At 41.8% G+C, this 15,103-nt stretch carries 13 protein-coding genes; 6 read left to right on the forward strand and 7 right to left on the reverse strand.

All coding sequences use genetic code 11. The features are described 5' to 3' along the window. Positions 1 to 2 precede the first annotated feature (2 nt). Positions 3 to 1,238 carry a beta-ketoacyl-ACP synthase II gene (gene fabF / locus ACIFOT_RS22605; protein WP_430068142.1) on the forward strand — a complete coding sequence of 412 codons (1,236 nt, stop codon included), beginning with the start codon at positions 3 to 5 and terminating at the stop codon, positions 1,236 to 1,238. Positions 1,239 to 1,464: 226 nt separating this feature from the next. Next, positions 1,465 to 2,391, forward strand: coding sequence for a LysR family transcriptional regulator (locus ACIFOT_RS22610; RefSeq protein ID WP_430068145.1), 927 nt, complete (start codon positions 1,465 to 1,467; stop codon positions 2,389 to 2,391). 88 nt (positions 2,392 to 2,479) lie between these two features. Here the strand turns inward: ACIFOT_RS22610 and ACIFOT_RS22615 are convergent, their stop codons facing one another. The 7 genes from ACIFOT_RS22615 to ACIFOT_RS22645 all read right to left on the reverse strand — a co-directional run bounded on the left by ACIFOT_RS22615 (position 2,480) and on the right by ACIFOT_RS22645 (position 10,761). Next, on the reverse strand, positions 2,480 to 6,871 hold the full coding sequence (locus ACIFOT_RS22615) for a S8 family serine peptidase (RefSeq protein ID WP_430068148.1): 4,392 nt from the start codon (positions 6,869 to 6,871) through the stop codon (positions 2,480 to 2,482). A gap of 311 nt (positions 6,872 to 7,182) precedes the next feature. Further along, entirely contained in the window at positions 7,183 to 7,704 is a 522-nt protein-coding gene (locus ACIFOT_RS22620; protein ID WP_430068151.1) for a Ger(x)C family spore germination C-terminal domain-containing protein, read from the reverse strand. Positions 7,705 to 7,777: 73 nt separating this feature from the next. Next, positions 7,778 to 7,987 (reverse strand): hypothetical protein, encoded by a 210-nt coding sequence (locus tag ACIFOT_RS22625; protein ID WP_430068154.1) that lies wholly within the window; start codon positions 7,985 to 7,987, stop codon positions 7,778 to 7,780. Positions 7,988 to 8,002: 15 nt separating this feature from the next. Continuing rightward, positions 8,003 to 8,326: a hypothetical protein gene (locus ACIFOT_RS22630; RefSeq protein WP_430068156.1), complete on the reverse strand. Its 324-nt coding sequence runs from the start codon at positions 8,324 to 8,326 to the stop codon at positions 8,003 to 8,005. Then, positions 8,323 to 9,753, reverse strand: a complete 1,431-nt coding sequence (locus tag ACIFOT_RS22635; protein ID WP_430068159.1) for a spore germination protein — start codon at positions 9,751 to 9,753, stop codon at positions 8,323 to 8,325. Before ACIFOT_RS22635 ends, ACIFOT_RS22630 begins: the two co-directional genes overlap by 4 nt. Before the next feature lie 6 nt (positions 9,754 to 9,759). After that, positions 9,760 to 10,188, reverse strand: a complete 429-nt coding sequence (locus tag ACIFOT_RS22640; protein WP_430068162.1) for a hypothetical protein — start codon at positions 10,186 to 10,188, stop codon at positions 9,760 to 9,762. Positions 10,189 to 10,272: 84 nt separating this feature from the next. After that, positions 10,273 to 10,761: a GerAB/ArcD/ProY family transporter gene (locus tag ACIFOT_RS22645; protein ID WP_430068164.1), complete on the reverse strand. Its 489-nt coding sequence runs from the start codon at positions 10,759 to 10,761 to the stop codon at positions 10,273 to 10,275. A gap of 580 nt (positions 10,762 to 11,341) precedes the next feature. Here ACIFOT_RS22645 and ACIFOT_RS22650 point away from each other — a divergent pair. The 4 genes from ACIFOT_RS22650 to ACIFOT_RS22665 all read left to right on the forward strand — a co-directional run bounded on the left by ACIFOT_RS22650 (position 11,342) and on the right by ACIFOT_RS22665 (position 14,614). After that, positions 11,342 to 11,605 carry an ArsR/SmtB family transcription factor gene (locus ACIFOT_RS22650; protein ID WP_430068166.1) on the forward strand — a complete coding sequence of 88 codons (264 nt, stop codon included), beginning with the start codon at positions 11,342 to 11,344 and terminating at the stop codon, positions 11,603 to 11,605. 230 nt (positions 11,606 to 11,835) lie between these two features. Next, positions 11,836 to 12,066, forward strand: coding sequence for a Dabb family protein (locus ACIFOT_RS22655; RefSeq protein WP_430068169.1), 231 nt, complete (start codon positions 11,836 to 11,838; stop codon positions 12,064 to 12,066). Positions 12,067 to 12,228: 162 nt separating this feature from the next. Next, complete coding sequence (locus tag ACIFOT_RS22660; RefSeq protein WP_430068171.1) at positions 12,229 to 12,768, forward strand: NAD(P)H-dependent oxidoreductase; 540 nt, start codon at positions 12,229 to 12,231, stop codon at positions 12,766 to 12,768. Between the two features lie 721 nt (positions 12,769 to 13,489). Then, a complete protein-coding gene (locus tag ACIFOT_RS22665) occupies positions 13,490 to 14,614 on the forward strand; it encodes an alkene reductase (RefSeq protein WP_430068174.1) in 1,125 nt (374 codons plus the stop codon). Positions 14,615 to 15,103 lie beyond the last annotated feature (489 nt).

Raw genomic sequence — 15,103 nt, forward strand, 5'->3', positions numbered from 1 at the left:
TGATGGCACGAAGAGTTGTAGTGACAGGATATGGAGTGGTTTCACCGTTAGGAAATACAATTGAAGCGTTCTGGAAGAACATTAAAGAAGGTAATTCAGGCATCAAAAAAATTGAATCTGATGACTATAACAATATTAACACCAAAATTGCAGGTTATATTACCGACTTTGCCGCAGAGAAATATATGGATAAAAAAGAACAGGAGAAATATGACTTATTCATACAGTATGCTGTTGCTGCTGCTCAACAAGCTTTAGAACAGTCGAATCTAGATTTACAAAATGTTAATAAGGAGCGATTAGGGGTTTATATTGGTTCCGGTATTGGAGGAATTAATACTACATTAGAAAATCATAAAGCATTGCTTGAAAGGGGACCAAGAAAAGTTTCTCCATTTATGGTTCCAATGATGATCAGTAATATGGCGTCAGGAATAATATCTATCAAAACAGGTTTTAAAGGACCTAGCTTTTCACCTGTTTCTGCTTGTGCAACAGGGAATCAAGCAATTGGAGAGGCTTTTTTAAATATTAGACATGGTTATGCGGATGGCATATTAGCAGGAGGGGCTGAAGCTCCTATTAATCCACTAGCTTTTGCTGGATTCTCAAGAATGAGAGCAATGTCTACTCTTAATGATTTTCCAGAAAAGGCAAGTCGCCCATTTGACAAAGGGCGTGATGGCTTTGTCATGTCTGAAGGAGCGGGTGTTTTATTCCTGGAAGAATATGAACATGCGAAGGAAAGAGGAGCGACAATTTTAGGAGAAATCGTAGGTTATGGTTCCACAACAGATGCATACCATATTACTTCCCCTGACTACAATGGGGCCGCAAATGCCATGAAATTGGCTTTAGATATGGGGAATATTCGATTGACGGATGTGGATTATATAAATGCACATGGTACAAGTACCCCTGAAGGAGATAAATCAGAGACCAAAGCGATTAAAAGTGTTTTCGGTACTCATGCTTATAACTTAAAGGTAAGTTCCACAAAATCTATGACTGGGCACCTTTTTGGAGCAGCAGGTGGGATTGAGGCTGTAATAACCCTCAAAAGTATCATGGAAGATATAGCTCCTCCAACTATTAATTTTGAAATACCAGATGAAGAGTGTGATTTAGATTATGTTCCAAACCATGCAGTTAACATGAAAATAAACTATGCTATTTCTAATGGTTTTGGTTTTGGTGGACACAATGCAGTGTTGGCATTTAAGAAATTTTCGATATAGATAGAACTGAAGAAAAGGATTTAGAAGTACAACCATTAAGATAAAAAGCCTGCCAAGCCACCTCGTTTAAGAAGTGGCTTGGCAGGCTTATGTTTATTACTCCCATTTATGATTAAGCATGAAACAACCTTTCCATAAAAATGGAAAGGTTATCATAATAAATATATTATAAATCAGGAAATTTTCACAATCGGCCTTGAACTAGGGGTTAGGGAGAAGGGGAATTATGGAATTAAGGGAATTGGAATACTTTATGGCTATATGTGAGGAATTACATTTCACAAGGGCAGCAGAAAAATTAGGAATATCACAACCAGCTTTGAGCCGTCAAATGAGAACCCTTGAAGATAAATTAGGAGTCCGTTTATTTGATCGTTTAGGAAAAAAAATCGCCATTACAGAAGCTGGAGAAATTCTACTAGAACAATCTGGAAAAATATTCTCCAATATTAAAAGTGTATTTGAACAAATAGATGAGCTGCAAAAGGTAAAAAAAGGAAAACTTATTATTGGGGCAATGTCGGAAGAATTAAGTCAGCTTGCATCCGAAGTTTTCTTAGAACTTCATCGCAAGTGGCCCCAAGTGCAAACAAAGATCTTTATGTCAGATAACATTGAAGAAAAGGTTTTTAGAAATGAAATTGATATAGCTTTGACACTCATGACTGTAGAGAATGAAAAGTTAACGAATATCCCTTTATATATTGAAGAATATTTTTTGGCGGTTTCAGATGACCATCCATTGGCAGATAGGGATATAGTGGAGTTGGAAGAGATAAGGGACCTGTCTCTTGTATTATGTCCAATAAACCACACGTGCCGAAAGTTAATTGATGCTGCCTTTGCCTCTGTGGGATTTGCCATCCAGCCAATCATAGAATTAACAGAGGTAAAATCTATATTGAGTTTAGTTAAAGCAGGTATTGGAGCAACCATTCTTCCCAGAACACTTCTCGATTCGGAGAATGATGGAACGCTTAAGGTAATTAAAATAGAAAACCCAGCTATTTGTAAGGAAATTGCCATTGTACATCATAAAGAAAAGTATATTGGATCTGCAGCGAGAAGTTTTATAGATTTGTTGATTGCTTATGTGAAAAAAACAAAACTAAATGAGACAGTTTATCCTGAAAATATGTTACTTACTTTCTAAATAATTTTCCCTCATTAAAAAAACTTCCCCATTCCAGGAAGCGGAATGGGGAAGGGAGTAGAGTAGATTTTGGTCAAAATGATAATCTTTAACGTTGTTTATTAGGCAATTTCATTCGATGGACACTGCCGCCCTGTGTGCCGACAAACAAATATTCTTCGTCTGGTGATAGTTCAAGGGCAGTCGCATTTCTGTTATCGAGGCTCTCGGATATATTAGTCCATGTTTCCCCGCCGTCCTCACTCATTAACACACCGCGACCTTGCTTACGGAGATCCTTTTTATAAAAGGAACCTGTGGCTGCATAGACGACTTTAGGGTTACTAGGGGAAACGATGATATCATTGACATATATTTCGAGCTCATCAGCACCCTTTGCTGTTTCTAATGTTTTCCCGCCATCTGTGCTGACATACAAATGGTTTCCTCCGACCACTAAATGGTCCGGATTGTGTGAGTCGATCGCAATCCTGCTTACAGGAACGTTTTGAATTTTTTGGAATGATTGTCCCATGTCTTTGGACAGGAATAGCCCGTCATTTCCGCCTGCCCAAATCCGGTTAGGATCTTTAGGATCACCGGCTAAAGCTATAAACTTGTGTTCTTGCTTAATCTTTTTCCAATTCTCTCCACCATCTTGGCTAATTAACACACCATACTCATCTACGTTTGAATATGTGATCATGATTTGATTTGAGTTGGCTGGGTGAATCTGCATGGCAAGGGCGAATCCACCATTTTCAAATTTCAAATCCCAGTTTTCCCCACCATCTTTGCTTCGATATACTTGACTAACCCCAGTCCAACCACTATAGCGTATCTTGTAAGAGACATTTGGTTCTGTTGGGGACGTTGCAATATGATACACTTGTTCGCCATCTCTTCCTTCACCTTCAGCCGCTCCCCACTCGAATGTTGCGGAATCAACCTTGTTTTGAACTGGTAACACTTTCCGGTACGTTCCTGATTCAGTCCCGGCAAGTAACTGGTATCCTTTGGAGTTTCGGGAAATAGCCAGCCCATAAACCGTTGCTCCAGGAATACCGATCCGTTTATATGTTTCACCTTTATCCTGTGTTCCATATATCCCTGCCTGCAAAGAAGAAATATAAACAGGGCGCATCGTTTTAGGAGAAGATTTTGGTCCTAAGGCGAAATCGAGTTCATAGGAGTTATACCCAGGAAGCGGCTTTTTCCAAGTTTCCCATGTTGTTCCCTTATCGTGACTCACCAATATTCCATCATAGCCAGTCCCTACATAAATATCTCCATCCAGAATCTCTAAGTGAGATACATTATTAAATGGTATTTGAGAGTGAGTAAGTTCTTTCCAATCTTTACCTTTGTTATAGGAAGCGTACAATCCGCCACCAAATGTACTAGCAATTAGAATATCTTGATTGCCTACTACATCCATTGTACTATTAAAAGGCGGCTTAAACAATTTCTCTGATGTAGGTGAACCAGAGAATACATCTTTAAAAGCGATAACACCATCGTAACCTGCTGAAAGGTAAAGGTCATTATTCAGAAGATTTGCTTTCACAAGATTTGGCCACCATCCAGACAGCTTCTCCCAGTTCATTCCTCTGTTCAAGCTGACATAGACTTCGTTCCTCGTAATTGCAACGAGTTTTTGCCCACTTTCATCAATTTGTAAGTCAGATACCTCTACATTCGGAAAAGGTAGAATGTTCCATGTTTTTCCGCCGTCTTTGCTAGCTAATATCTTACCTAGATAAGTTGCATCAAATGGGTCCGCATTAATAGGCACATATATATTTTTTTCATTAGTAGGATCAACCACTAGAGCCATTGGTGTTCCTCCAGCCACTGGAAAATTTCCAAACTGATGCCAAGTTTCTGCCCCATCATCTGTCCGGAAAATAGAAGGAGTCGTCTGATAAGTTAATGCCCCTGCAGGTAATACCGTCATGCCCTTAGGATTTTTCAGGTCAAAATTCATCAGGCCTGTATTAGAGTAAGGCCCAACAGCTTTCCAGGGTGAAGCGTTTTCCTTAACGGATGGTAATTTTTCTAGAAAACTAGATCCTATTATGGTAGCTTCCTCAGTAGAGGAATTTTTCACTGTGGAAAAGGCATCAATCCGATATATTCCCACTTCGCTTGTCTGAACGGGCACCCGCCACCAACGATCATGATCTAAGACAGAAGTTACTTGATTTGTTTTTCCGCTTGGAGTTCGTACTGTCACTTTTGGAGCTTGTGACAAATCAACCGGACTGTAAATGAAGGCTTCCGTTTCACTTACTGATGATGGTACTGGATCGGGAGATGCAGTAATTTGGAGATGCCGTACAGTCAACTGGTATGGCTCCCGCAAATGCTGCGATTCTGTTCCGGATTTAATATTTCCTTCTATCCATCCGGAAATAACCGTATCCTGATCCGGCCGATTCATGTTGATGTTCACATCCACATTGACTTGCTGACCTGGTTCTATATGAATATGGGATGGATTCACTGTAACGGCTGCCCCGGACTTTTTATCGTCCTTTACAGTGAAATCCAAATCAACCGGTTTTTCGCCGTGATTGTTTAAAGATAACGAAGCTCTTCTATTAATCTCTGAATCTTTTAAATCAGCTATTCCAAAATTTAAGCCATTAGGTGAGGCGACGACATTGGTTTCCGCCGCAGCCTTTACATCCAGTCTTCCTGCACCTTGTGTAAGCACATCATATGATGCCAGCGGCTTCGCGGATTCTTTTAAAATACTGGCAATCTCGCTAGCTTTCCAGGAAGGGTGTAGTTGTTTTATGAGGGCAGCTGCACCTGCCACATGGGGGGCAGCCATGCTTGTCCCGCTCATTCTGGTGTAACCGGTATCATCATCTTGTTTCTTGATGTATGTCGAATTGATTTCAACACCCGGAGCGACTAAATCAGGCTTTGCTCGGAAGTCGGAATTACCACGGGAACTAAAGTTAGCAATTTGATCCGTTGCGTCTTTTCCTGTAATCGTGATTTTAACGGGTCCTTTGGCCAAGTAGGACTTTAATTCCCCAGCTTTTGTTCCGGTAATTAGCATTGCGGTCAACGTATCCAACCGGCCGTCCAGGGATGAATCTGTCTGGAATTGATCTTGAGCTTGTAACGTTTCAGATGAATTGGATGTATATTGAGATGGTATAGTATCTCCTAATTTAAAAACAGGGCCAGGTTGGTCAGGCAGGTAAAAGAGCACAGCATCGGCCCCTTTTTCTTGAGCTGTAACCGCTTCTGAAAAAGCTTGCGGTACACTTGCACCTTGAGGCAATTGAATTAGGACAATCTTTCCTTTTACATCTAATCCATCGTAGCTTTCCGGTCCTCCTTCTCCAACGTTTACCAGCTCGCTGGTAATTGCTGCTTCAGGAGGGTTAGCTGAAATTCCAAGGCGTTTAACGGACAAATTCTCTTCAACTGGGGCCACCATTTTCGCGTCAGGCACTTTGATACCGCTTGTACTAGCGCCGACAGCAAGTACTCCCTCTGCCATAGCAGGAGCACCAATTGTTCCATATCCAGGGCCTGAATTCCCGGCTGCCGCAACAACAACAACACCGGCATCGACCGCATTTTGGGATGCTTGGGAGAGGGGATCACTGCCATCGCCAGGACCGCTCAGACTCATATTAATGACATCTGCTGGGTATGGATTGTCTGGAGAAATAGAAGCCTCTATTCCGGCAATAATATCGGATGTATTTCCTAATCCGTCTTGGTTTAGGACTTTAAAGGCTGTTATCGAGGCATCAGGTGCCACGCCGGTCAAATTTCCATGCGCCGCAATAATTCCAGCGACATGGGTGCCATGGCCTTGGTCGTCGATCGGATCGTTATCATGATTAACAAAATCATATCCTCCAACAACTTTATGTCCTGGCCCGAATCCCACTCCTAGGTCCGGGTGATCATAGTCCACACCCGTGTCAATCACCGCGACCGTCACTCCCTTTCCTGTAACTCCTTGATTTTCTTGGTCGTGCATGGACCAAACGTCAGGAGCACCAATCAAAGGAACGCTGTTGGCTAAGTCTGCGTGATATTCCTGATCCGGATAAACCGCTTTTACGCCTGGAAGGGAACGCAGTTCATCGACTTTGTTTTTGGGAACTTGTAATGCCATCCCGTTAAAGGTGAACGTATATTCTTTAGACTTGTTGAATGGAATCCTTTTTTCATTTAATGATTGTAACATTTTGCCGTGTACCTGTTTCAAGCTCTCGGTTTGTTCTTTCAACTTATTTACCGTTGATTTGGAAGCGGCCCCTATCTTTTCTGACTTCGGCAGGGCTCGAATAACAGGTGCGCCGTCCATTTCGACAATAACACGTGTCATTGCTTCATTGGCATTGATTCCCTGTGCTAAACCGGTTGGAGCTGCAAAAGGAAATTTAGCACTGGAGAATACTAGGGTTGAAGTGAAAAGCCAAGTTGCTGTCCTCCCATTAAACCACTGATTTCTTTTTTTCATCTTATGTAATCACCTCTAATATGAATTGCATTTTAGGATAGTAAAATTAAACTATTATTAACATTAGTAAAATAAAGACTATTCTAAATGCTAAGGTAATTATATGGCGATATTTTTTTGGGGTAAATGACTTCCTCGTTATGATAATGATTCATTTTAGTTATCATTAAAAGGTAGAAGGCGGAATAGAATCAATTGGACGAAGGGCGGCAGAAAATATACAAAAAACCCATCCTTTTTCTATAAGGATGGGTTTTTTGATGAAAAAATCGAATTAAACAATGATGAAATTAAAAAACGTTCCGTTACTTTTATGCCTTGAACTTAGACATCCCTGTATTCGTAATCTCTACATCTACTTGAATGTCTATTAGTGAATTCTTTGTGAATGGGAAAGGCTTTCTATTTGTCAACCGCTTCCAATCTGCATACCGATGGCGAAACATTGTCTCTTCCAAATGGTAGACATCTACATTGCTTTTCAGACCTGCAGTATATGTTGAGCGAATCTCAGCCTTAATTCTTGCCTCGGCTTCTGCTTCCAACTTTTTTGCTGTCATCGGGACGTTCAACTGCGTTAATTCACCTTTCACCTTGATATGCAAGTTGTAAACGGGTTCTCTCTTTGCCGAAAGTTTGGGTTTGACCCTTACATTAGGATGCTCAAAGTGCAGAATTGCTTTAATGTCCCCGTTGTCATCATTCAATACAAGCGGTGTATGAGTGGTTTTCTCTTCCAACCAGCGTAACCCGAGTAAATCATCCGAGGACATCCAGCGCGGCTTCTTCCCTGTATGATAAATAATCGCTCCGTTAATAGCCATCTCAGGCATTTTTTTCTTTCTATTTTTCCAATTTTTCTTATCGATTGAGAGCGTCGGCACTATAATTGAGGTACTTGGTTCCTTATAGAGTGCTGCAAATTCTAACACCTTTAACGGCCGGATAATAGAATGCTGCTTGTAATTGCTTTCTGGAGAGCGTCAGAAGCGGACCCTGAGGAAACATTGGTGTGATGCTGAAAAGATCATCCATCGGTTCCTCTGTCGTAAAAATCCATGGCGTCAATCTAGCCTCAGAACGTTCAAACGTGTCTATTGTTTGATTCAGATGCATTTGCATCGCTTTCTGTTAGAGCACCACCGCCGATACTTGCCCAATATGAACTTTTTGCTGCGTGCTATTGTACAAATTATTCCACGCTGACCAAAATGTCGGGCCAGTGGCCTTGCCCACCCATATGTTGGAGGAAGCTTCCTCACTGCTGACACCTTGCACTTTACCTACAGAAGCAAAATCGACCATCTGGGTGTAAATGACAAACTGATTATCTAGATAATCAATGCAAACTGCCGAGACAAATGACATGTCCTGCAACACCTTGTGATCCCAGCACCCAGTCAAACTAGGCATCACGAACAGCAAGAGCAGTAGGCGACACTTTTCACGCTTCATTCTGAATCATCCCTTTGCTTATGCGTTTTTTTCGTCCGCAGAAACTTCGGCGGCGTTCTTTGAAAAGGTTTAGGAAAATGAATGACCGATTTAATCGAGTCAACATCGAGCGGATCGACCATTTCAGTCAAGTACGGCATGCCAAACGATTTTAACGTCGACGCATACAGTAACATAGAAAAGCTAGCTATTAAAAAACCTAAACCGCCGAGCACACTTGACAACAGCAGCACGTATGTCCTCATAAAAATGACCGCCGTTGAAAATGATTGGTTTATGAGCACGAACTGCCCCATATACGTTATCGCTACGATTACAATGACGTTAGGAGAAGTGAGTCCTGCACGTATAACGGCATCGCCGACGATCAATCCTCCGACAACCGAAACGGTTTGTCCTACCGGCTTTGGCAAACGTACACCAGCCTCACGAAACAGTTCAAACAAAAGGAGCATAGCAATTAGTCCAACAGATGGCGAGGTAGGGACACCATAGCTATTTAACGATATTGTTGCCATTAGAGGAAATGGAAGATGCTCCGTATGATACGATTCTAGGCAAATGGAGAATCCTGGAAGGAGCACAGTTATAAAAAATGCGAAATATCTCATCAGCCGCTCAAACGTCACAAAAAAATACGGCATGTACATATCTTCCGGTGATTTCACTAAATACTGGAAATTGATTGGAGCAATCAAAGCGGCAGGAGCCCCATCAATCAAAATGCAAAACCGCCCTCGCTGTAACGATTCCACCACATAGTCAGGTCTCGTATTGTAGACAATTAGCGGCAGCAACGAATAGGGCGAGTCGGCAAGCAATTCCTCTAGCGGGGAGACGCCGTTGACGATGTCCACGTCAACGGAATTTAACCGTTTTCGTGCCTCTTTCAGCACTTCCTCGTTCAGTACATCAGAAAGGTACAATAGCGAGACCTTGGTCTGGCTTCGTTTCCCAATTACAAACGATTCATTGCACAGTGTCGTACTCCGTACACGCTTCCGAAGCAGAGCAACATTGGTCTCCACTGACTCGGTAAACGAGTCTCGAGGACCTTTCACTGACACTTCATAGGTGGATTCTTCCGTGTTACGCTGGGGAAGTTTAGAAACATTCAGCGAGAACAACTCGCCTGTCCCTTCAAAAAAAAGCAACAGTTCGCCCGCAAATACCTTCGTGACAATCTCCTGCTCTACCGCATTTCGACTCCCTTCCAGCAAGACAGGAAGTAAAGGCAGCGATTTGTTTTGCTCCAACTGTGGAAGCACCACTTGATTAATCTGCACAGGATCTGCGAGCCCGGTGCAAAAGACGAATACTACCCTTTGAACATTCGGTTCTGTTCCATATTCGTGCGTCTGCAGTTGGACATCGGCACAAGAGGTAAACAGGCTGCGCAATCCTTGTCCTTGAAGTGTAAAAGACATAGCGAATCACCCTCTTTTGAATTGGATCGTGTAGCTGAAGATCAGGAGTACTAGTGAGATTAGAATGACCATCGGAATAACTAATAGAAAATAATGATTTTTCAACATTCCATAGAATTCCGTATCGGAGATCGGTACAAGAGCAAGTACCAACACAGCACAGCTAATTACCCACAGTGTACCATTCTGTACTCGTTTGCTCTTGAAATTCAGCACATCCACACACAAGTACAATGACATAGCAATGCGGATCACTGCCCCCGACATCCATTGATAAAATGATAAAAAGTCCAAATGCGTAATATACTTAGTGATTTCCACCAAACGCCATTCCTCATATGCCGGGCGTCTTTGCTTTGCTGCGCAATGCGGCCCGAACTCTGCAATGGCAGCGAGAAGCGGGCCAAGTGTAAGCCCCACAAGGATTATGGTCAATCATAGCTAAATGCCAAAATTTCACCTTCTGTTTAATGTGTTGCTGAAATAGCAGAAGGACTAAAATTTCCACCTGGCCGCCAGCTAGTACAAACTGTCTTTCCAAACTGGCTCCCAGCCGTTTTGCAACATAGGCAGCAACCAGGAATAATGCTTGTATGGCATGGTAGCAAACATGACAAAAAAACCGAACAAAACCACAAAAGGCAGGAGGAATGCAGACATTTGTGCAATCGAGGAAATCCCCGCTCGAGCTGTCATTGAACAGAGGAGCATGATGCAAAATACAACAACAAAGGTCGGTGTCGCTTTCAAAAAATCGATGGAAATCCAATAGGTTGTGTCTTTTAGCGTTATTATCGAAATGGCCAGCAAAAAAAGCTCTAACGGGATAACAATCAATAGGAACGCCAGATTTCCAAATTTCTGTTGAATCAATAGCGTCAACGATTGCTGATTCGTTTTTCGCATGATGTAGTATAAGACACCCAGCCACAAAAAAAAGGGCGGAATGGAGACAAGTACCGAGATCCAGGCATCTCTTCCTGCTTGGTCGAGCAGAAGAGGTATCACGAGTACATGTTCATCAACCCTGTAGAGAGAATGACGATCATTAAAGCTGGACTTATGAAAATTTTCGTAGGATTCATTGATAACAAATTTTCATTCCCTTGCATCAGTATTAATAATGGTAGATTTTCCTCAATACTTCCACTTTATTCCTTATACCGTAAGATAGTGTTTTGCTCTATGGATTAGAAATTTGGGAAGTTCATTGGATGTTGTATTCATCATTCTAAATTTTTTCGGGGGTTTATCGAAAAAAATAATATACTCCCTGATTCCAGGGGCAATGGTGTTCCGAATGAGAGGGGTATTCAGACGGTTTTGGTAATTCTATGGCCCATCTTGTCCGAATGAGAGGCACTTCAGTAAAAAGTAAATATTAAGGGTTCAACGGGGTCTATTTATCTCAATAATCGAGTGCAATTAAAATAGGTAAAGAACAAAAATGGGATTTTGCTATACAAATTAAAGAAAGAAAGTAGGTAAATTAAAAAGCACTCTCTTGACATATCATATCGAATTAAATACAATATTTCTAGAAATACTGAAATAAGAAAATAAGAATTACTGAAAGGAGGTTTTAGTGGTGAACGATGATAATGGAGTAAAAATCTATAAGGCACTAGGTGAACCAACTCGTTTACAAATTGTAAAATTACTTGCACAGAAACCAGAGTTAGCTTGCCTGGAAATGGTAAATCAATTAAAAGTTCCTGCCAATTCAACATTAACGCATCATTTAAAACCACTGCTTGATTGCGAATTATTAACAGTTCGCAGAGAGGGAACCTTCAGATATTACAGTTTACAACGAGAAGTACTTGCACAATACGCACCCGCTTTACTTTAATGTTAAAGTGGTAAAATTTTATATTAATTTCAGTATTTATAGAAATACCGAATAACTAAAATGAATGGAGGAAATTACGCCAATTTATTGAAATGAACATGTTAGTCTTGGGATTGAATTTTTGTTTATTCATTTGAGAACGATAAAAGAGTCGACAATATACAGGAGAGAAGAAAGAAATGATGAAAGCAGTTTGGAAGGGATTCAAATATTAAAAAAGAGGTGTCGGCATGATTGAACACGTTGTAATCATCAAGTTCGATAAAATGACCACAATAGAACATAAGGATAATGTGATTCAACAGCTGCGAAGTTTAGCAAATTCCATACCAGGCATTGTTGATTTGCGTTGTAATCACAATTTTTCCGAAAGGAATCAAGGATTTGATATTGGTCTAACCGTTCGATTTGAAAGCATGGAAGCATTAAAGGCCTATGGTCCTCATTCAGAACACCAATAGGCAATTTCGTACATGATCGAAGCTGGAATGACTGACACTATTATTGTCGATTTTGAAATTTAGTTGTTTAAGCTTCTATAGTAATGAAAAATCAGCATTTTATAAAGGGTACCAAAAGTTTCTAAATTACAGAACAAAATGAACAACCAATGAGAGATTAGTTTGAAAACATTAGTCATCGTAACACACCCTAACATCGAAAAGTCCAGAATTAACAAGACTTGGATGGAAGCAATACAAAATCAAGATAATGTTACGATTCACCAATTGTACACAACTTATCCTGACCAAAAAATCGATGTTTCTAAAGAACATGAGCTGCTTTTGGCTCATGATCGCATTATTCTTCAATTTCCGTTCCAATGGTACAGCACACCGGCTTTGTTAAAGGAATGGTTTGATAGAGTACTTGTTGGGGATTTCGGAATACGAAGCACGACCTTTCCATTACGCGGCAAACAACTGGGAGTAGCGGTTTCTACATTCGGTCCTGCGGAATCATATCAGCCTACTGGTTACAACCGTTACACGATGGAGGAATTGTTGAAGCCGATACAGGCCACGGCTTCGAACCCATTTATCGTTATGACCTTTATGACACCGTATATTTTGCACGGGGTTGGTGACGTTACCGATGAGCAATTGGCACAAAACGCTGCCGAAGATGTAAAATACGTAACAAAAATGGCAGTAACAGTTTAAGCTGAAGTAATTGTAATAATTAACATAAAAAAGATCCTTCTTTAAGAAGGATTTCAGATTGTAGACAAAAGGCACCCGAATGAGCCCAATCGGGTGCCTTTTTGTTGTATTTTTGCTCGTAAGAGCAAAGGTTAGACTTATCCCATTCCTATATTTACTCCATTTCTGGACTTTCGTTGAATGATGATATTGCAGTAAAAGTCTATAAGGCACTAGGTGAATCAACTCGTTTACAAATCGTAAAATTACTTGCCCAACAATCAGAGGTTAGCTTGCCTGGAAATGGCTAATCAATTAAAAGTCCCTGCCAATTCGACATTGACACATCATTTAAAACCATTACTCGATTGCGGATTATTAGCAGTTCGTAAAGAGAGAACCTGCAGATATTACAGTTTACTACCAGAAGTCCTTGCAGAATACGCTCCCGCTTTACTTTAATGTTAAAGCAGAATAATTTTAATTTCAATTTCAGTATTTTTGAAATACCAAATAATTGATGGAGGAAATCATATGAATCAACTTAGCAAAGAAAAGGATTGAACTGAAAATGAATGGAAAAACTATTTTAAATAAATCAGGGGTGTAAAACACAGTGGATAGTTTATATCTTGTGATTTTTTTAGAATGATTGTTCTTAATTTGGACGTCAGAAAACGCAACTGCTAATCTGTTGCGGATATTTTTACAACATCATTTCACTTATTTGGAGGTACTAATTATGAAACAACTGTTCACGCCCTTTGTGCTTGGAACATATCAGCTGTCCCATCGTATCGTGATGCCGCCGTTAACACGGATGCGCGCCGGTGCCGATGGTGTCCCTTCGCCTTTGGCTGCCACTTACTATAGTCAACGCGCGACCGAAGGCGGCCTGATCATTGCAGAAGCAACTCAGATTTCACAGCAAGGACAAGGCTATCCGCAGACGCCTGGGATCTATACGCCGGATCAGGTCGCCGGGTGGCAAACCGTCACCGAGGCGGTCAAGAAGCGAGGCGCAATTTTCATTCTCCAATTGTGGCATGTGGGGAGAATTTCACACTCCTCATTTCAAAGGGACGGAGCACTCCCTGTGGCGCCTTCTGCGATCCAACCGGCCGGGAATGCCTTTACAAGCACTTTTGGGCAGCGCGTGCCCTTTGAAACACCCCGCGCCCTGGAACCGAATGAAATACAGCAGATTGTGGCCGATTACCGCAGGGCTGCGGAGAATGCCAAGCAAGCCGGATTCCATGGAATCGAGATTCATGCTGCCAATGGCTATCTTCTTCAACAGTTTCTGGAAGACAAGACCAACCACCGAAATGACCGTTACGGAGGCTCGATTGAAAACCGCGCGCGGCTTCTTTTTGAAGTACTCGATGCTGTTTCGGAAGTCTGGCCGATCGATCGGGTCGGTGTTCGGCTATCGCCATTCAGTGATGTCGGCGATATCGCTGACAGTGATCCGGCGAAGCTGTATACACACGTGATAAAGGTCTTGGCTTCGCGAGGAATTTGCTATCTGCACCTGATCGAACCGCAGGTGCGTGCTGGCCTGGCGGAGGAGACGAATGATGAGGCGCCGCAATCTGTGTCGACGCTATTTCGCTCACAGTTTCCAGGGCCATTGATCGTGTCGGGGGGATTTACTGCAGATACCGCGGAGCAAGTGCTCACGGCTGGAAAGGCAGATCTCGTTGCGTTTGGACGCGCCTTTATTGCCAATCCCGATCTGCCGAGGCGCTTGGAGCTTCGTGCGCCACTCAACGCGCCTGACCGATCCACATTCTATGGTGGCGGTGAGCGCGGCTACACAGATTATCCAAGCATCGATAAGATCGGTGCGGATACTTCGGGATGATGGGAATCCGAATGCCAATGGCTGATTATGGCCTGACTCGGCCGCCGATGAGACGTAGTTGATCGTCGGTTGCCGGGGGATAGTGGTCGTTGGCGAGCCAGCACGGGAGGGGATCAAACCTCTGACTATCGGTGGAAAAAGGCATTACAATTAATGTGTTAGAAAAAGACGGACTACTAACATCAAAAGAACAATTAAGGTATAAAAAAAACCTCTATTGCAGTAGGATTATAGAAAGAACAGATGGATTTTGAATTGTACTGGATTCTGGAACAACACTTATTAGGGATTGGAGTTATATTAAGGTGTAGTAGAGATTGTGAAGGATTACACTTAAAATATCGGGTGCTAGAGTGGAAGTTCGGAGCTTTCATTTTGGCAGCTTTTTTGTTCCAATAACAGAGCAGTATAGTTCAATAAGGATTGGCGGAGCAACACCTATACCAACGATTTGCACTTAAATACTAAGATGTGATTTGGACCAGATTT

Source organism: Neobacillus sp. NRS-1170, from assembly GCF_050468025.1.